Raw genomic sequence first — 16,811 nt, 5'->3', positions numbered from 1 at the left:
GCCGCGCCGCCCCCCCCCCGGGGCGGCCCCCCCCGCCGTCGTACGTGCGGGGCCCGTCAGCCCCGTGGCACCGCGGCGCCGGTCACCCCGTCGACCACCGTGCGGCCGTCGAGGGGCGCCTCCAGCGTCACCGTCCGGGTCTGCGTCTCGGCGATCATGACGCACGCCTTCCCCGGATCCGGCTTCGCCTCGGTGACCGTCACCCGGACCGTCCCACCGCTCTCCGTGGCGTGCGCGGTGTACGTGCTGCACACGCCGCCCCAGAACGTCACCTCCAGCGTGCGCCCGTCGGCGCTGTACGCGACCAGGCTCGAGGTCTTGCCCCGCGGCTCCTCCGTGGGCCGCGCGGGCGGCGAAGCGCCCTCCTTCGCGAGGTACTCCGGATCGACAGCGAGCTGGGCGACGGTCTCCCGCGGGCCGCCGCCCTCCGCCCGGAGCGAGAAGAGCCAGGACGGCACGAGCACCTGTTCGCCGTCCGCGTGCCGGGCGACGAGCCCCAGCACCGCCTTCTCGACCGTCCGGACCGTGGGCGGCGCGGTTTCGCCCCCCGAGGCGCACGAGGTGCCCGGCGCGGCCGGGTCCCCCTCCAGCGGCACGGGGTCCGCGCAGCCGCCGACACCGGATCCGGGGCCGGGCCGGCTGTCCGCGTTCAGCTGCTTCAGGGCGTCCGCCGCGCCGATCACCGGATAGGTGTGACTCCTGCGCAGGCCCTTCAGGTGCCCGGTGCCCCCGACGACCTCCCCGGTGGAGCCCACCTGGACGCCCGTCGACCAGCCGTAGGTCGGCAGGCCGCCCACCACCGGGTCCGCGTTGACGACCCGCACGGAACCCATCAGCTGACGCGCGTCCAGAGCCGCGCCCTCCTGCCCCACCGCCTTCAGGACGGGCGCCGCGGCGTCCTTCGCGGCCTTCTCCCCGACCGGGGAGGCGGGGTCCGTAGTGCGGCCCGGCTTCCCGCAGGCGGCGAGGGACGCGCAGTCGTCCGTGCCCCCGGAGGCGTACCTGGCGAAGGTCCAGGTACCGGGGGCCTGCTTGGACACCCGCAGGAGGGGCCCGGATCCGTCCCCGGCAGCGCCCACCTGCCACGCCGCGCCGTCCGCGTACGGAGTGCCGCGCACCCCGAGGGCCTTCGCGAGCCGGGCGACCTCGGCGGCGGTCACCGTGCCCCGGGCCCGGTGGACGGAGGCCGTGCCGGGACCCTCGGGCAGGTGGCCGGGGGCACGGTAGACGACCTCGCCGCCGTGCGGGTCCGGCTCGCCCGGCGCGATGCCGGGCGGCGGCCCCGAGGGGCTGTCCGCCGCGGCGTCCAGGGAGAGCGGGGGCGCCCCGGAGTCCGCCGCAGCCGCGGGGCGGGCGTCCGGGCCCTGGTCACCCGAGGCGGAGGAGGCCCAGTACGCGCCGCCGCTGCCTGCCATCAGTACGGCCGCCGCCACCGACGCCACGGCGTACGGAGAGCGCCGTCGGGGGGCGGTCACATTGTTCTCGGGTCGCTCGGTGCTCACCGGATCGCTCCTTCACCTGCACAGCCGCCGGGCTCTCGCCTGGTCCCCGGGCGGGGACGACGGTGGGACGGGGCGGAGCGGCGCCCGGTTCCACCGGGCGCCCGGGCGTGCCGTGCGGGCGGAGCGTCCGGGGCCGCGCTCAGTCCCCGTACTCGGACATGGCGTCGATCAGGCGCGCGGAGGAAGGCGGCACCGTCACTCCGTGGATCAGGGAGGGCGCGACCGGCTTCGCGGCGCTCCTCGCGGGGACGACCCAGTGCGGAGCCATCCGCGCGCAGTCCCCGCGCAGCTCGGCCAGGTTCATCTCGGACTCACGCGCTGCGATGTTGTTCGGCATATCCGCACCGTACGCACGGAAGGAGTCGGGGAGAAAGACCTACTATCGGGTAGTTTCCCCCGCCGGTCGCACGGCTCCACCGGGTAGCGTGAACTGTCACGCCGTCCCGGAGGCCGCGCCCAGGCGCTCCTCCGCCTTCCGCAGGAGCAGCCTCCCGTGCGCATCGCAGTCACCGGCTCCATCGCCACCGACCACCTCATGACCTTCCCCGGCCGATTCGCCGACCAGCTGGTCGCCGACCAACTGCACACGGTCTCGCTCTCCTTCCTGGTCGACAACCTGGACGTCCGGCGCGGCGGTGTCGGAGCCAACATCGCCTTCGGCATGGGCATGCTCGGCACCCGGCCGATCCTGGTCGGCGCCGCCGGGGCCGACTTCGGCGAGTACCGCGCCTGGCTCGACCGGCACGGCGTCGACACCGGCTCCGTCCGCATCTCCGAGGTCCTGCACACGGCGCGCTTCGTGTGCACGACCGACTCGGACCACAACCAGATCGGGTCCTTCTACACGGGCGCGATGAGCGAGGCGCGGCTGATCGAGCTCAAGAGCGTCGCCGACCGCGTGGGCGGACTCGACCTCGTCTCCATCGGCGCCGACGACCCCGAGGCGATGCTCCGCCACACCGAGGAGTGCCGCTCGCGCGGCATCCCGTTCGCCGCGGACTTCTCGCAGCAGATCGCCCGGATGAACGGCGAGGAGATCCGGATCCTCCTCGACGGCGCGACCTACCTCTTCTCCAACGAGTACGAGAAGGGGCTCATCGAGTCCAAGACCGGCTGGAGCGACGAGGAGATCCTCGGCAAGGTCGGCCACCGCGTCACCACCCTCGGCTCCCGTGGCGTGCGCATCGAGCGGACCGGCCACGACTCGATCGAGGTCGGCGTCGCGGAGGAGGAGCGCAAGGCCGACCCGACCGGCGTCGGCGACGCCTTCCGGGCCGGCTTCCTCTCCGGCCTCGCCTGGGGCGTGGGCCTGGAACGTGCCGCACAGGTCGGCTGCATGCTCGCCACCCTCGTCATCGAGACGGTCGGCACGCAGGAGTACACCCTGCGCCGCACCCACTTCATGGCCCGCTTCACCAAGGCGTACGGTGACGAGGCGGCGGCCGAGGTGCGGGCCCACCTCTCCTGACGCACGCTCACACGAGCCGGCGGACCACGTAGGCGGCGCCCCGGTCCGCCGGCTCCTCGCGCACGTACTCCTGGGCGCGCATCTCGCACCAGGCGGGGATGTCGAGGCGTGCGGCCTCGTCGTCGGCGAGCACCGTCACCGTGCCGCCCACGGGTACCTCTCCGATCACCTTTGCGAGTTCGATCACGGGGAGCGGGCAGCGCTTGCCCAGGGCGTCGACGACCAGCGCCGTCCTCGGCGCGGAGGCGGGCGCGGCCGGGGAGGGGGCGCCGAGCCGGTCCCGTACCCGCGCCACCACGGCCGGCAGCACCTCCAGGAAGTGGTCGACGTCGGCCCCGGTGGTCCCGGCCGGGAGCGACACGCGGACATTGCCCTCGGTGAGCACCCCCATCGCCCTGAGGACGTGGCTGGGGGTCAGGGTGCTGCTCGTGCACGAGGAGCCGGAGGAAACGGAGAACCCCGCCCGGTCCAGCTCGTGGAGCAGGGTCTCCCCGTCGACATAGAGACACGAGAAGGTGACCAGGTGCGGCAGGCGCCGGACGGGGTCGCCGACCACCTCCGCGTCGGGAACCAGGGTGCCCACCGCCGCGCGCACGCGGTCCACCAGGGCGCGCAGCCGTACGGACTCGGCCGCCGCCTCGGCCCGCACGGCGCGCAGCGAGGCCGCGGCCGCCACGATCGCCGGGATGTTCTCGAACCCGGCGGCCCGGCCCGACTCCCGCTCGTCCGCCGGGCCCCGGGGGGCGAAGCGGACCCCCTTGCGCACGGCGAGCAGACCGACGCCGGCCGGCCCTCCCCACTTGTGGGCGCTCGCCGCCAGGAGCGACCAGCGGCCGGGCACCGGCCCCCAGCCCAGCGACTGGGCGGCGTCCACCAGCAGGGGCACGCCCGCGGCGGCGCAGACCTCCGCGGTCTCCGCCACCGGCTGCTCCGTCCCCACTTCGTGGTTCGCGGACTGCAGGCAGGCCAGCGCCGTGTCCGCACGGAGCGCCCGGCCGTAGGCCGAGGGGTCGACCGCCCCGGTCCGGTCCACCGGTACCGCGGTGAAGGTGCCGCCCGAAGCCTCCAGTGCCTCGGCGGAGTGGAGCACCGAGGAGTGTTCGACGGCGGAGGCCACCAGATGGCGGCCGACACGCCGACGGCCGCCGAGAACTCCGGCAATCGCCGAATGCACCGCGCGGGTCCCCGAAGAGGTGAAGACCAGCTCGTCGGGGCGGCAACCGACGGCCTCGGCGGCGGTCTCGCGGGCCGCGTCCAGCAGCATTCCGGCCCGTCGCCCCTCGCGGTACAGCCTGGCCGGATCGGCCCAGCCCTCGTCCAGGGAGGCAAGCAGCGCCTGACGGGCGACGGGGTGGAGGGGGGCGGAGGAGGCGGCGTCGAAGTAGGGCACACGGCCACGCTAGCCCTCCGGGGGGCGCGGGCCGGGAGCCGGTCGCCGCGGGGCCCGGGAGAGGGGGCGTCAGATGGCGTCCGGAGGGGAGGATTCCACCCCATCGGAGTGTCGGGCGGCGCGTTGGGCACCCTCCCCGCGCGACCCCAAATAGCGTCCAGTAGGGTTTGGTCCGCATAAACATCCAAACCCCTGCCCGCGTCAGGGCCGGCGACCGACCAAGCGAGACGGCCGCGCCGACCGTGCGGGCGAGACTCTCGGGAAGGCGCTACGTGAGTCCCAACGGCTCCGACCGCTCGTCGCGGCGCCCGATGCGGCGGAAGCTGCCGCAGGTGCTGACTGCGGGCCTGGTCCTGGCGACGGCCTCCGGTTGTTCATACAACTGGGAGGATTTCCCCCGCCTCGGTATGCCCACCCCGGTAACGGAAGAGGCCCCTCGGATCCTCTCCCTCTGGCAGGGCTCGTGGGCGGCAGCGCTCGCCACGGGTGCCCTTGTCTGGGGGCTGATCCTCTGGAGCGTCATCTTCCACCGGCGTAGCAGGACCAAGGTGGAGGTACCTCAGCAGACCAGGTACAACATGCCCATTGAGGCGCTGTACACGGTGGTCCCCCTCATCATCGTCTCGGTGCTCTTCTACTTCACCGCGCGTGACGAGTCGAAGCTCCTCGAACTCACTCCGAAGCCGGCCCACACGATCAACGTGGTCGGCTACCAGTGGAGCTGGGGCTTCAACTACATCGAGAACGTGGAGGGCCAGTCCTCCGCCGGCGGCGAGAACCCGAAGGAACTCGACGCCATCCCCGACAAGTACAAGAGGGACTTCCCCAAGGACGCCGGCGGCGTCTACGACGTGGGCATCCCCGGTACGCGTAACCCGCAGACCGGCAACCCGGGTCCGACCCTGTGGCTGCCGAAGGGCGAGAAGGTCCGCTTCATCCTGACTTCGCGCGACGTCATCCACTCCTTCTGGGTGGTGCCGTTCCTCATGAAGCAGGACGTCATCCCGGGCCACACCAACTCCTTCGAGGTCACGCCGAAGAAGGAGGGCACGTACAAGGGCAAGTGCGCCGAGCTCTGCGGCGTCGACCACTCCCGGATGCTCTTCAACGTCAAGATCGTCTCTCCCGAGCGTTACCAGCAGCACCTCAAGGAGCTGGCGGAGAAGGGTCAGACGGGCTACGTGCCGGCAGGCATCGAGCAGACGGACCCGGCCAGGAATGCGGAGACGAACAAACTGTGAGCATCCTCAACCAATCCCAGGGTGCCGCGGCAGCAGACGACTCGTTCGAGGACGAGCTGCCGGTGCGGCGCAAGCAGCCGGGGAGTGTCGTCGTCAAGTGGATGACCACCACTGACCACAAGACGATCGGCACGATGTACCTGGTCACGTCGTTCGCGTTCTTCTGCATCGGTGGGCTTCTGGCGCTCTTCATGCGCGCCGAGCTGGCCCGCCCGGGTACGCAGATCATGTCGAACGAGCAGTTCAACCAGGCGTTCACGATGCACGGCACGATCATGCTGCTGATGTTCGCGACGCCGCTGTTCGCCGGGTTCGCGAACTGGATCATGCCGCTGCAGATCGGCGCGCCCGACGTGGCGTTCCCGCGGCTGAACATGTTCGCCTACTGGCTGTACCTCTTCGGCTCGATCATCGCCGTGGCCGGCTTCCTCACCCCCCAGGGTGCGGCCGACTTCGGATGGTTCGCCTACTCCCCGCTGTCGGACGCCGTCCGCTCGCCGGGTGTCGGCGCCGATATGTGGATCATGGGTCTGGCCTTCTCCGGCTTCGGCACGATCCTCGGCTCGGTCAACTTCATCACCACGATCATCTGCATGCGCGCCCCCGGCATGACGATGTTCCGTATGCCGATCTTCACGTGGAACGTCCTGCTGACCGGTGTCCTGGTCCTGCTGGCCTTCCCGGTCCTCGCCGCCGCGCTCTTCGCGCTGGAGGTCGACCGTCAATTCGGCGCACACATCTTCGATGCGGCCAACGGTGGCGCATTGCTCTGGCAACACCTCTTCTGGTTCTTCGGCCATCCAGAGGTGTACATCATCGCCCTACCGTTCTTCGGAATCATTTCCGAGATCATTCCGGTGTTCAGCCGGAAGCCGATGTTCGGCTATGTCGGACTCATCAGCGCGACGATCGCCATCGCCGGTCTTTCCGTGACGGTGTGGGCGCACCACATGTACGTCACGGGCGGTGTGCTGCTGCCGTTCTTCTCGTTCATGACCTTCCTGATCGCGGTGCCGACCGGTGTGAAGTTCTTCAACTGGATCGGCACGATGTGGAAGGGGTCGTTGTCCTTCGAGACACCGATGCTCTGGTCCGTCGGCTTCCTGATCACCTTCGCCTTCGGTGGTCTGACCGGCGTGATCCTGGCCTCGCCGCCGCTGGACTTCCACATCTCCGACTCGTACTTCGTCGTCGCGCACTTCCACTACGTCGTCTTCGGCACCGTGGTCTTCGCGATGTTCGCCGGATTCCACTTCTGGTGGCCGAAGTTCACCGGCAAGATGCTGGACGAGCGGCTCGGGAAGATGACGTTCTGGACGCTGTTCGTGGGCTTCCACGGAACGTTCCTGGTGCAGCACTGGCTCGGTGCCGAGGGCATGCCGCGCCGCTACGCGGACTACCTGGCCGCCGACGGCTTCACCGCCCTGAACACCATCTCGACGATCTCGTCGTTCGTGCTCGGGATGTCGATCCTGCCGTTCTTCTACAACATCTGGAAGACGGCCAAGTACGGCAAGAAGATCGAGGTCGACGACCCGTGGGGTTACGGCCGTTCGCTCGAATGGGCGACGTCGTGCCCGCCGCCGCGGCACAACTTCCTCAGCCTGCCGCGCATCCGCTCCGAATCCCCGGCGTTCGACCTGCACCACCCGGAGATCGCGGCGCTGGAGCAGCTGGATCACCTCTCCGACGACGACAAGGTCCTCGTCGGCGGCAAGGAGGCCGGCAAGTGAAGATCCAAGGCAAGCTCTTCGTCTGGCTGAGCGTCTTCCTGCTCGCCATGGCCATCACGTACGGCCTGTGGTCCAAGGAGCCGGTGGGCACCACCGCGCTGGTGCTGTCCTTCGGCCTGGCCATCATGATCGGCTTCTACCTGTCCTTCACGGCCAACAGGGTCGACGCGATGGCACAGGACAACAAGGAGGCCGACGTCGCGGACGAGGCCGGCGAGGTGGGGTTCTTCTCCCCGCACAGTTGGCAGCCGCTCTCCCTGGCCATCGGCGGCGCGTTCCTCTTCATGTCCGTCGTCTTCGGCTGGTGGCTGGCCTACTTCTCGGCCCCGCTGCTCCTGATCGGCCTCTTCGGCTGGGTCTTCGAGTACTACCGCGGTGAGAACCGCACCCAGTGAGACCCGCCGTCCACGGACGGCCGCGGCACCCTGACGGGGGCCCCGCCCACTCGGCGACGAGCGGGCGGGGCCCCCGTTTGCAGTCACAGAACGCGCTGGATCGGATGAATCTTCTTAGCGTGGGTTCATGAACCACACGCCGCGCATCCGCCCCGTAGTGAGCTGCACCCTGCTGGTCGTGAGCCTCGTCGCAGGTGCGACCGCCTGTGGGGGGCCCGATGGTCATCCGCTGTCGCTGAAGCCGTACGACGCGGCCGGCACGGTGTCCTTCAACGGCCCCGGCAAGGGTGCGAAAGCCGATCCGGACACGCCGATAGAAGTCACCGCCAAGGATGACGACGTCACGATCACGGACGTGACGGCCGTCGACACGGAGGGCCGCCATCTGGCGGGCGAACTCGACGCCGACGGGAAGCGGTGGCACTCCACCACCTCCCTGGCGGCCGGTACCCGGTACACCGTGAAGGTCACCACCGAGAACGGCGACGGAGCCCCCGGCAGCCGTACGTACGCGTTCGGCACCACCTCGGCACAGAAGTTCCTGAAGGTCGCTTTCGGCCCGCAGACGGGCACGTACGGCGTCGGACAGCCCATCACGGCGGAACTGAGCGCTCCGGTCACCGGCCGGGCCGCCAGGGCCACCGTGGAGCGCGGGCTCCAGGTCCGCTCCACGCCCGCGGTCACGGGCTCCTGGTACTGGGTCGACGACAAGACCCTGCACTACCGCCCCAAGGAGTACTGGCCGGCCGGCGCGAGCATCGACGTGCGCAGCAACCTGAAGGGCATCAAGGTCACCGACGCCCTCTACGGAGGCGCCACGAAGGCCCTCGAACTCAGGACCGGCGACCGCATAGAAGCCGTCACCGACGCCTCCGAGCACTCCATGACGGTGCTCCGCAACGGCGAAGTGATCAACACCATCCCCGTCACCACCGGCAAACCCGGCTTCGACACGCGCAACGGCGTCAAGGTCGTCCTCGCGAAGGAGCAGTTCGTCCGTATGCGCGGGGAGACCGTGGGCATCGCCGCCGGCTCCTCGGAGTCCTACGACCTGCCGGTCTACTGGGCGACGCGCGTCACCTGGAGCGGTGAGTACGTCCACGCGGCGCCCTGGTCCACGGGGTCCCAGGGCAGCGCCAACGTCAGCCACGGCTGCACCGGCATGAGCACCGCCGACGCGCAGTGGTTCTTCGAGACCGTCCGCGAGGGCGACATAGTCAAGGTCGTCGGCAGCGACGGCGAGACGATGACCCCGTTCGACAACGGCTTCGGCGACTGGAACCTGGACTGGGCGGCCTGGCTGGAGGGCAGCGCCCTGCACAGCGGCGCGCCGGACACCGGAACGGACGTCCGGACGGCCCGCCTGCGTCCCCAGGTCTGATCCGGCCCGGGAATGCGCCGCGCCGCCGGAGGCCCGTGCCCGAGGGAGCCGTCAGGCCTCCACGGACAGCCGGCGGCGCAGCAGGTCCGCCAGGGCGTCGGGGAAGCCGACCGGGTCCACCGGAAGGGTCACGGCGGCGTCCGCGCGGCTCCACGTGGCCAGCCAGGCGTCCTGCGGGCGCCCGATCAGCAGCAGCACGGGCGGGCAGCGGAAGATCTCGTCCTTGATCTGCCGGCAGACGCCCATGCCGCCCGCGGGAGCGGTCTCCCCGTCCAGCACGCAGACGTCGACACCGCCCCGGTCCAGGGCGCTCAGGACGGCCGGCAGGGTGGCGCACTCCAGGAACTCCACCCGCGGCACGTCCGCCGCAGGCCTGCGACCGGCTGCCAGCCTCACCTGCTCACGGGTGTTGGCGTCGTCGCTGTAGACCAGGACCGTGGCGGTCGGCTGCATTGTTCCTCCGTGACATCTGTGTCTTCGGGGCTCTCGGGGCATGAACCGATGGGCGGATCGTACTCCGGCGGGCGGCCCGGGAGCACCGCCCGGGACAGCGATTCACTGGGCCGTTCGATGAGGACACACCCCTCTGACACACCGAACGGCACCCCCCGGAGTGAGGGCGGGATAAGCGACCGACATAATGTCGGTCGTGGCGACAGCAACGACAGTAGAAACCGGGCACGCGCACCCGTCGGTCAATCGGCCGAACCTCACCAGCGTCGGAACCATCATCTGGTTGAGTTCCGAGCTGATGTTCTTCGCGGCCCTCTTCGCGATGTACTTCACCCTGCGATCGGTGATGGGACCCGATCACTGGAAGGAGATGGCCCACCATCTGAACTTCCCGTTCTCGGCGACGAACACCACGATCCTGGTGCTTTCCTCTCTCACCTGCCAGCTCGGCGTCTTCGCCGCGGAGCGGGGCGACGTGAAGAAGCTCCGCACCTGGTTCGTCATCACGTTCGTGATGGGTGCGATCTTCATCGGAGGCCAGGTCCTCGAGTACACCGAGCTGGTCAAGGAGGCGGGTCTCTCCCTGTCCTCCGACCCGTACGGCTCGGTGTTCTACCTGACGACCGGCTTCCACGGCCTGCATGTGACGGGCGGTCTCATCGCCTTCCTGCTCGTACTGGGCAGGACATACGCGGCCTCGAGATTCACCCACGAGCAGGCCACCGCCGCCATCGTCGTGTCGTACTACTGGCACTTCGTCGATGTCGTCTGGATCGGCCTGTTCGCCACGATCTACATGATCAAGTAACCGGGTTCGCACCCGCCCACCATCGACGCAGAAGATCCTGACACCGGGGTAATCCGTGAAAAAGCTCTCCGCACGACGACGCCATCCGCTGGCGGCGGTCGTCGTACTACTCCTCGCGCTGGCGGCCACCGGGGGGCTGTACGCCGCGTTCGCGCCTGCGGGTAAGGCGCAGGCCGACGACACCGCCCAGTCCCTCGCCATCGACGAGGGCCAGAAGCTCTACTCCGTGGGCTGCGCCAGCTGCCACGGATCCGGCGGTCAGGGCACTACCGACGGGCCGTCCCTCGTGGGCGTCGGCTCCGCCGCCGTCGACTTCCAGGTCGCTACCGGCCGTATGCCGGCTCAGCAGCCGGGCGCCCAGGTGCCCAAGAAGAAGGTCATCTACAACCAGGCCGAGATCGACCAGCTCGCGGCGTACATCTCGTCGCTCGGCGCCGGTCCGATCACGCCGACCGAAAGCCAGGTCGACCCCGCCGGAGCGGACGTCGCCAAGGGCGGTGACCTGTTCCGCACCAACTGCGCGCAGTGCCACAACTTCACCGGTGAGGGCGGCGCGCTGACGCACGGCAAGTACGCCCCGGACCTCGACGGCGTGAGCCCGAAGCACATCTACGAGGCCATGCAGACCGGCCCGCAGAGCATGCCCTCCTTCCCGGACAGCACCATGCCGGAGCAGGAGAAGAAAGACATCATCGCGTACATCAAGACCGTGAACGGTGACAACTCCGCGACCCCCGGCGGACTCTCGCTCGGTGGCCTCGGCCCCGTCAGTGAGGGTCTCTTCGGCTGGATCTTCGGACTGGGCGGACTGATCGCCGTCGCCGTCTGGGTCGCGGCCCACACCGCTAAGGCCAAGAAGTCATGAGTAGCCAAGAGATTTCAGAAGAGGGCCTGCCCGCGGGGCAGGACACCGCGCACGGCGCGGTCGCGGTCGCGGACGATCCGTTCGCCGACCCCGGGCTGCCGGCTCACAAGCCGCGCATCCAGGACATCGACGAACGGGCTGCCAAGCGCTCCGAGCGCGCGGTCGCCCTCATGTTCACGCTGTCCATGCTGGCGACGGTCGGCTTCATCGCCTCGTACGTCGTCTTCCCGGTCGACAAGATCGTCTACATCTGGCCGTTCGGGCACATCAGCGCGCTCAACTTCTCGCTGGGCCTGACCCTGGGTCTGGCGCTCTTCCTCATCGGCACGGGCGCCGTCCACTGGGCGCGCACCCTGATGTCCGACGTGGAGGTCGCCGACGACCGGCACGCCATCGAGGCCACGCCGGAGGTCAAGGCCAAGGTCCTCGCCGACTTCGCGGACGGTGCCCGTGAGTCGGCGATCGGACGGCGCAAGCTGATCCGCAACACCATGTTCGGTGCGCTGGCCCTGGTGCCGCTCTCCGGTGTGGTGCTGCTGCGCGACCTCGGTCCGCTGCCGGAGAAGAAGCTCCGCAAGACCATGTGGGCCAAGGGCAAGCAGCTCGTCAACATGAACACCATGGAGCCGCTGCGTCCCGAGGACGTCGTCGTCGGATCGCTGACCTTCGCCATGCCCGAGGGCCTGGAGGAGGACGCGCACGACTTCCAGACGCAGATCGCCAAGGCCGCCCTGATGATCGTCCGCATCGAGCCGGACGACATCAAGAACAAGCGGCAGCGTGAGTGGGCCCACGAGGGCATCGTGGCCTTCTCCAAGATCTGCACCCATGTCGGCTGCCCCATCAGCCTCTACGAGCAGCAGACGCACCACGTCCTCTGCCCGTGCCACCAGTCCACCTTCGACCTCTCCGACGGCGCCCGCGTCATCTTCGGCCCGGCCGGTCACCCGCTTCCGCAGCTGCGGATCGGCGTGAACAGCGAGGGCAACCTCGAGGCGCTCGGCGACTTCGCAGAGCCCGTCGGTCCTGCCTTCTGGGAGCGCGGATGAGCACTGTGACAGACACGAAGCGCAAGGCGCCCGCCGGCGAGCGGGTGGCCGACTGGGCGGACGGCCGACTGGGCATCTACGGCCTGGCCAAGGCCAACATGCGCAAGATCTTCCCGGACCACTGGTCCTTCATGCTGGGTGAGATCTGCCTCTACACCTTCATCATCATCATCCTCACGGGTGTGTACCTGACCCTGTTCTTCCACCCGAGCATGAACGAGGTCGTGTACCACGGCTCGTACGAGCCGATGCAGGGCATCCGGATGTCCGAGGCCTACGCCTCGACGCTGGACATCAGCTTCGACGTCCGCGGTGGCCTGCTCGTCCGGCAGATCCACCACTGGGCAGCGGTGATCTTCCTCGCCGGCATGTTCGTGCACATGTTCCGGGTGTTCTTCACCGGCGCGTACCGCAAGCCGCGTGAGATCAACTGGCTGTTCGGCTTCCTGCTGTTCGTCCTCGGGATGTTCACCGGCTTCACCGGCTACTCCCTCCCGGACGACCTGCTCTCCGGTACGGGTGTGCGCTTCACGCAGGGCGCCATCCTGTCGATGCCGATCGTCGGTACGTACATCTCGATGTTCCTGTTCGGCGGGGAGTTCCCCGGGACCGACATCATCGCGAGGTTCTACTCGATCCACATCCTGCTGCTGCCGGGCATCATGCTCGGGCTCGTGGTCGGCCACCTCATCCTGGTCTTCTTCCACAAGCACACGCAGTTCGCGGGACCGGGCAAGACGAACAAGAACGTCGTCGGCATGCCCCTGCTGCCGGTGTACATGGCCAAGGCCGGCGGGTTCTTCTTCCTCGTCTTCGGCTTCGTCTCGATCATCGCGGCCATCGCCACGATCAACCCGATCTGGGCGCTCGGCCCCTACCGTCCCGACCAGGTGTCCACGGGCGCCCAGCCGGACTGGTACATGGGATTCGCCGAAGGCTTCGTCCGGGTCATGCCCGGTTGGGAGATCAACCTCTGGGGCCACACCCTGGTCCTGGGCGTGCTCATCCCGCTGGTCCTGTTCGGCGTGATCCTCGCCGCGCTGGCGCTCTACCCGTTCATCGAGTCCTGGATCACCGGGGACAAGCGTGAGCACCACCTCCTGGACAAGCCGCGCAACGCTCCGACCAGGACGGCGCTCGGTGTCGCCTGGGTGACGATCTACTTCGTCATGCTGATCGGCGGCGGCAACGACATCTGGGCGACCCACTTCCACCTGTCGCTCAACGCGATCAGCTGGTTCGTCCGCATCGCCTTCTTCGTCGGCCCGGTCCTGGCGTTCATCGCCACCCGGCGGATCTGCCTCGGCCTCCAGCGCCGCGACAAGGAGAAGGTGCTGCACGGGCGGGAGTCCGGCACGATCAAGCGCCTGCCGCACGGTGAGTTCGTGGAGGTCCACGAGCCGCTCGGCCCGGCGCAGCTGCACACGCTCACGGCGCACCACCAGTACGAGCCGCTCGAACTCGGCCCGACGGTCGACGAGAACGGTGTCGAGCGCAAGCCGTCGGCGCTGCAGAAGCTGCGGGCCAGGCTCAGCAGGAGCTACTACGGCGAGGGCAACCAGATCCCCAAGCCCACCGTCGAGGAGTACAAGGAGATCACCAGCGGCCACGGCCACCACTGATCGACCCAGCTGACCGCCACAGCGGGAGCCCCGTCCATTCGATGGACGGGGCTCTTCGCCGTCCTGGGGGGCTGGATAGGGTGGGAGGGACATCCCTGTCGGCTGTGGACCCTGGAGCGGACCATGAACGTTGTGACCCCGGACGGCGGCGACAGCGTGGCGGACCGCACCTGGCCCGGCGTGCTCACCCCCCTCCTGCGTGGTGAGGACCTGACCGCGGAGGACACCGCGTGGGCCATGGACCGCATCATGAGCGGCGAGGCCACCGACGTGCAGATCGCCGGCTTCGCGGTCGCGCTGCGCGCCAAGGGCGAGACCGTCCAGGAGGTCACCGGCCTCGTACGCGCCATGTACGAGCACGCGCACACCGTCCACGTGCCCGGCCGTACGGTCGACATCGTGGGCACGGGCGGTGACATGGCGAAGACGGTCAACATCTCCACCATGTCGGCGATCGTCGTCGCCGGGACCGGCGCCAAGGTCGTCAAGCACGGCAACCGCGCCTCCTCCTCGGCCAGCGGGGCCTCGGACGTCCTGGAGAAGCTCGGCGTCAACCTCGAACTCACCCCGCAGCGCGTCGTCGACGTCGCCGAGGAGGCGGGCATCACCTTCTGCTTCGCCGTGAAGTTCCACCCCGCGCTGCGGTACGCGGCCCGGGCCCGCAAGGAGCTGGGCACCCAGACCACCTTCAACATCCTGGGCCCGCTCACCAACCCCGCGCAGGTGCGCTCCCAGGCCATCGGGGTCGCCGACGTCAGGATGGCGCCCATCGTCGCCGGTGTGCTCGCCGAAAGGGGGAACTCCGCGCTCGTGTTCCGCGGGGAGGACGGCCTGGACGAGCTGACGACGACGGCGCCCTCCCGGGTCTGGATCGTCCGCGACGGCACGGTCCGCGAGGAGCCGTTCGACCCGCGCGACGTCGGCCTCGAGATCGTGCCCGTCGAGGCGCTGCGGGGCGCGGACGCCTCCTACAACGCGGACGTGGCCCGCCGGATGCTCGACGGGGAGAGAGGGCCGGTGCGCGACGCCGTGCTGCTCAACTCGGCCGCGGCCCTGGTGGCGCTGGACCAGGGCGGGGGCACGCTCGCCGAACAGCTCACCGCGGGCATGGCGCGGGCAGCCGAGTCGATCGACTCGGGCGCTGCCAAGCGCGCCCTGGAGCGCTGGGTGGCGGCGAGCCACGCCTGAGCGACCGCCGTGCGGAACGGGGGCGCGGTCCGGATCGCGGACTGTGCCCTTGCGCTTCCGGGCAGGTATGGCAAGATGCTGCGCAGGTCATGAGTGACAGCGACTACGGCCCCGGCCCGCTGTCCGGCAACCCTCCGTCCGTGGCGGGGTGCCCCGGGTGAAGACCAGGCCGCAGGCAGCGAGGTCTGCGGCAAGCGCGGGCCCCTCGGCGTCGTCGGACGCCACCCCTTGGGGTCCTGGTCCCAGGGAGCCTCTTGTGAGCACGCGAATGCGATAGGGCGCAACGCCCTTCTCCGCACCACCCCTTCCTTCCTCCCCGTGCTGCTGCGTACCGCCGGCGCGAGGATCTCGCCTGCCTCTTACGGGAGTTCGCCATGTCTGTCTCCACCGCTGCCGCCGACCAGTCCGTTTGTGCCCCGCTGCCGGTTCTGGGCGCAGATGTCACCGTTCCGCTCGTTACCGGCGGCGACGTCACCTATGCCGCCCTTGACTACGCCGCGAGTGCCCCGGCGCTCCAGCGGGTGTGGGACGACGTGGCGGCCTACGCCCCGTACTACGGCAGCGTCCACCGCGGTGCCGGGTACCTCTCCCAGCTCTCGACCGACCTCTTCGAGAACAGCAGGGTCCAGGTCGCGGAGTTCCTCGGCTGCCGGGACGACGACCAGGTCGTCTTCACCCGGTCCACGACCGACTCCCTCAACCTGCTGGCCGCCGTACTGCCCGCCGACTGCGAGGTGTTCGTCTTCGAGACGGAGCACCACGCCGCCCTGCTGCCCTGGCGGGGCGCCCGGGTGACCTGCCTGGACGCGCCCCGCACCCCGGCCCAGGCCGTCCGGACGCTGGAGCGGGCCCTGGCCGGCCGCGCCCCCCACGGGCCCGCCCTGGTCTGTGTGACGGGAGCGTCCAACGTCACCGGCGAGCTGTGGCCGGTGCAGGAGCTGGCCGCCGCCGCCCACGCCCACGGCGCCCGGATCGTGCTGGACGCGGCGCAGCTGGCGCCCCACCACCCGGTGGACATCGCCGCACTGGACGTCGACTGGGTCGCCTTCTCGGGACACAAGCTCTACGCGCCGTTCGGCTCCGGCGTGCTCGCGGGGCGGGCCGACTGGCTGCGGGAGGCGGAGCCGTACCTCGCGGGCGGCGGGGCCTCCCGCAAGGTCGCCCGCCGTGCCGACGGCGGGGTGGACGTGGAGTGGCACACCAACGCGGCGCGGCACGAGGCCGGTTCCCCCAACGTCATCGGCGTCTACTCGATCGCCGCCGCCTGCAAGGCGCTGACCGAGGCCGGGTTCGACCGCCTGGTCGCGCGTGAACAGCACCTGGTGGCCCGGGTGAGGGAGGGGCTGGCCGAGGTTCCCGAGGTGCGCGTGCTGTCGCTGTTCGGCGACGACGCCCCGAGGGTCGGCGTCATCTCCTTCGTCGTCGAGGGCTGGAACAGCTCGCACTTCGCCGCCGCGCTCTCCGCGGAGTACGGCATCGGGGTGCGGGACGGCCTGTTCTGCGCGCACCCGCTCGTCCGCACCCTGCTGGGAGCAGAGGCGCAGGACCCGGGCGAGTGCGGCGCGCCGGACGCCGAGCCGGGGGAGAGGTCCCTGAACGCCATCCGGGTGAGCTTCGGCGCGGGCACCCCCGACGAGCACATCGAGCGGTTCCTGGGAGCCGTCCGGGAGCTCGTGCGCACGGGCGCCCGCTGGAGCTACCGCACCGAGGGCGGCC

15 protein-coding genes and 1 riboswitch are annotated in these 16,811 nt (G+C 69.9%); of the genes, 11 read left to right on the top strand and 4 right to left on the bottom strand.

Going from position 1 to position 16,811, the window contains the following annotated elements:
- Positions 1-56: 56 nt before the first annotated feature.
- Both ABZ371_RS15605 and ABZ371_RS15600 read right to left on the bottom strand, forming a co-directional pair.
- On the bottom strand, positions 57-1,502 hold the full coding sequence (locus ABZ371_RS15605) for a hypothetical protein (RefSeq protein WP_358678995.1): 1,446 nt from the start codon (positions 1,500-1,502) through the stop codon (positions 57-59).
- Between the two features lie 139 nt (positions 1,503-1,641).
- Complete coding sequence (locus ABZ371_RS15600) at positions 1,642-1,839, bottom strand: hypothetical protein (RefSeq protein ID WP_358678992.1); 198 nt, start codon at positions 1,837-1,839, stop codon at positions 1,642-1,644.
- A gap of 156 nt (positions 1,840-1,995) precedes the next feature.
- Between ABZ371_RS15600 and ABZ371_RS15595 the strand changes: the two genes are divergently transcribed.
- Positions 1,996-2,970: a carbohydrate kinase family protein gene (locus ABZ371_RS15595; RefSeq protein WP_358678990.1), complete on the top strand. Its 975-nt coding sequence runs from the start codon at positions 1,996-1,998 to the stop codon at positions 2,968-2,970.
- A 7-nt stretch (positions 2,971-2,977) separates the two neighbouring features.
- Here the strand turns inward: ABZ371_RS15595 and ABZ371_RS15590 are convergent, their stop codons facing one another.
- Positions 2,978-4,360: an aminotransferase class V-fold PLP-dependent enzyme gene (locus tag ABZ371_RS15590; protein WP_358678987.1), complete on the bottom strand. Its 1,383-nt coding sequence runs from the start codon at positions 4,358-4,360 to the stop codon at positions 2,978-2,980.
- Between the two features lie 272 nt (positions 4,361-4,632).
- On the opposite strand from ABZ371_RS15590, the gene coxB reads away from it, so the two are divergent.
- The 4 genes from coxB (at position 4,633) to ABZ371_RS15570 (ending at position 9,110) form a co-directional block, all read left to right on the top strand.
- A complete protein-coding gene (gene coxB / locus ABZ371_RS15585; RefSeq protein WP_358678984.1) occupies positions 4,633-5,601 on the top strand; it encodes a cytochrome c oxidase subunit II in 969 nt (322 codons plus the stop codon).
- Positions 5,598-7,334 carry a cytochrome c oxidase subunit I gene (ctaD, locus tag ABZ371_RS15580; protein WP_358678981.1) on the top strand — a complete coding sequence of 579 codons (1,737 nt, stop codon included), beginning with the start codon at positions 5,598-5,600 and terminating at the stop codon, positions 7,332-7,334. The genes coxB and ctaD overlap by 4 nt, the downstream gene beginning before the upstream one ends.
- Entirely contained in the window at positions 7,331-7,729 is a 399-nt protein-coding gene (locus ABZ371_RS15575; RefSeq protein ID WP_358678978.1) for a cytochrome c oxidase subunit 4, read from the top strand. The genes ctaD and ABZ371_RS15575 overlap by 4 nt, the downstream gene beginning before the upstream one ends.
- A gap of 127 nt (positions 7,730-7,856) precedes the next feature.
- The gene (locus ABZ371_RS15570) at positions 7,857-9,110 is read left to right on the top strand and encodes an Ig-like domain-containing protein (protein ID WP_358678975.1); all 1,254 of its coding nucleotides are present in this window, start codon (positions 7,857-7,859) and stop codon (positions 9,108-9,110) included.
- A gap of 51 nt (positions 9,111-9,161) precedes the next feature.
- Here the strand turns inward: ABZ371_RS15570 and ABZ371_RS15565 are convergent, their stop codons facing one another.
- Positions 9,162-9,563 carry a hypothetical protein gene (locus tag ABZ371_RS15565; RefSeq protein ID WP_358678972.1) on the bottom strand — a complete coding sequence of 134 codons (402 nt, stop codon included), beginning with the start codon at positions 9,561-9,563 and terminating at the stop codon, positions 9,162-9,164.
- 187 nt (positions 9,564-9,750) lie between these two features.
- Between ABZ371_RS15565 and ABZ371_RS15560 the strand changes: the two genes are divergently transcribed.
- From ABZ371_RS15560 to ABZ371_RS15535, 6 genes are all read left to right on the top strand, one after another.
- The gene (locus ABZ371_RS15560; RefSeq protein WP_358678969.1) at positions 9,751-10,371 is read left to right on the top strand and encodes a heme-copper oxidase subunit III; all 621 of its coding nucleotides are present in this window, start codon (positions 9,751-9,753) and stop codon (positions 10,369-10,371) included.
- 55 nt (positions 10,372-10,426) lie between these two features.
- Positions 10,427-11,236, top strand: coding sequence for a c-type cytochrome (locus tag ABZ371_RS15555; protein ID WP_358678966.1), 810 nt, complete (start codon positions 10,427-10,429; stop codon positions 11,234-11,236).
- Positions 11,233-12,285, top strand: a complete 1,053-nt coding sequence (locus ABZ371_RS15550) for a Rieske 2Fe-2S domain-containing protein (protein ID WP_358678963.1) — start codon at positions 11,233-11,235, stop codon at positions 12,283-12,285. The genes ABZ371_RS15555 and ABZ371_RS15550 overlap by 4 nt, the downstream gene beginning before the upstream one ends.
- The gene (locus ABZ371_RS15545; RefSeq protein ID WP_358678960.1) at positions 12,282-13,907 is read left to right on the top strand and encodes a cytochrome bc complex cytochrome b subunit; all 1,626 of its coding nucleotides are present in this window, start codon (positions 12,282-12,284) and stop codon (positions 13,905-13,907) included. Before ABZ371_RS15550 ends, ABZ371_RS15545 begins: the two co-directional genes overlap by 4 nt.
- A gap of 123 nt (positions 13,908-14,030) precedes the next feature.
- Positions 14,031-15,095 carry an anthranilate phosphoribosyltransferase gene (trpD, locus tag ABZ371_RS15540; protein ID WP_358678957.1) on the top strand — a complete coding sequence of 355 codons (1,065 nt, stop codon included), beginning with the start codon at positions 14,031-14,033 and terminating at the stop codon, positions 15,093-15,095.
- Between the two features lie 85 nt (positions 15,096-15,180).
- A riboswitch (SAM riboswitch) is annotated at positions 15,181-15,298 on the top strand.
- A gap of 171 nt (positions 15,299-15,469) precedes the next feature.
- The coding region (locus tag ABZ371_RS15535; RefSeq protein WP_358678954.1) for an aminotransferase class V-fold PLP-dependent enzyme at positions 15,470-16,811 on the top strand (1,342 nt) is incomplete at its 3' end.

The organism is Streptomyces sp. NPDC005899 (assembly GCF_040629645.1).
In the GTDB taxonomy this organism is placed as follows: Bacteria; Actinomycetota; Actinomycetes; order Streptomycetales; family Streptomycetaceae; genus Streptomyces.
This window is presented reverse-complemented; position numbering and strand designations above follow the sequence as displayed.

What these genes read in the sequence shown, in the direction of transcription:
- ABZ371_RS15600 (WP_358678992.1), bottom strand. Translation starts at nt 1,839, where the DNA reads ATGCCGAACAACATCGCAGCGCGTGAGTCCGAGATGAACCTGGCCGAG.
- ABZ371_RS15570 (WP_358678975.1), top strand. Translation starts at nt 7,857, where the DNA reads ATGAACCACACGCCGCGCATCCGCCCCGTAGTGAGCTGCACCCTGCTG.
- ABZ371_RS15560 (WP_358678969.1), top strand. Translation starts at nt 9,751, where the DNA reads ATGTCGGTCGTGGCGACAGCAACGACAGTAGAAACCGGGCACGCGCAC.
- trpD (WP_358678957.1), top strand. Translation starts at nt 14,031, where the DNA reads ATGAACGTTGTGACCCCGGACGGCGGCGACAGCGTGGCGGACCGCACC.
- ABZ371_RS15565 (WP_358678972.1), bottom strand. Translation starts at nt 9,563, where the DNA reads ATGCAGCCGACCGCCACGGTCCTGGTCTACAGCGACGACGCCAACACC.
- ABZ371_RS15550 (WP_358678963.1), top strand. Translation starts at nt 11,233, where the DNA reads ATGAGTAGCCAAGAGATTTCAGAAGAGGGCCTGCCCGCGGGGCAGGAC.
- ABZ371_RS15545 (WP_358678960.1), top strand. Translation starts at nt 12,282, where the DNA reads ATGAGCACTGTGACAGACACGAAGCGCAAGGCGCCCGCCGGCGAGCGG.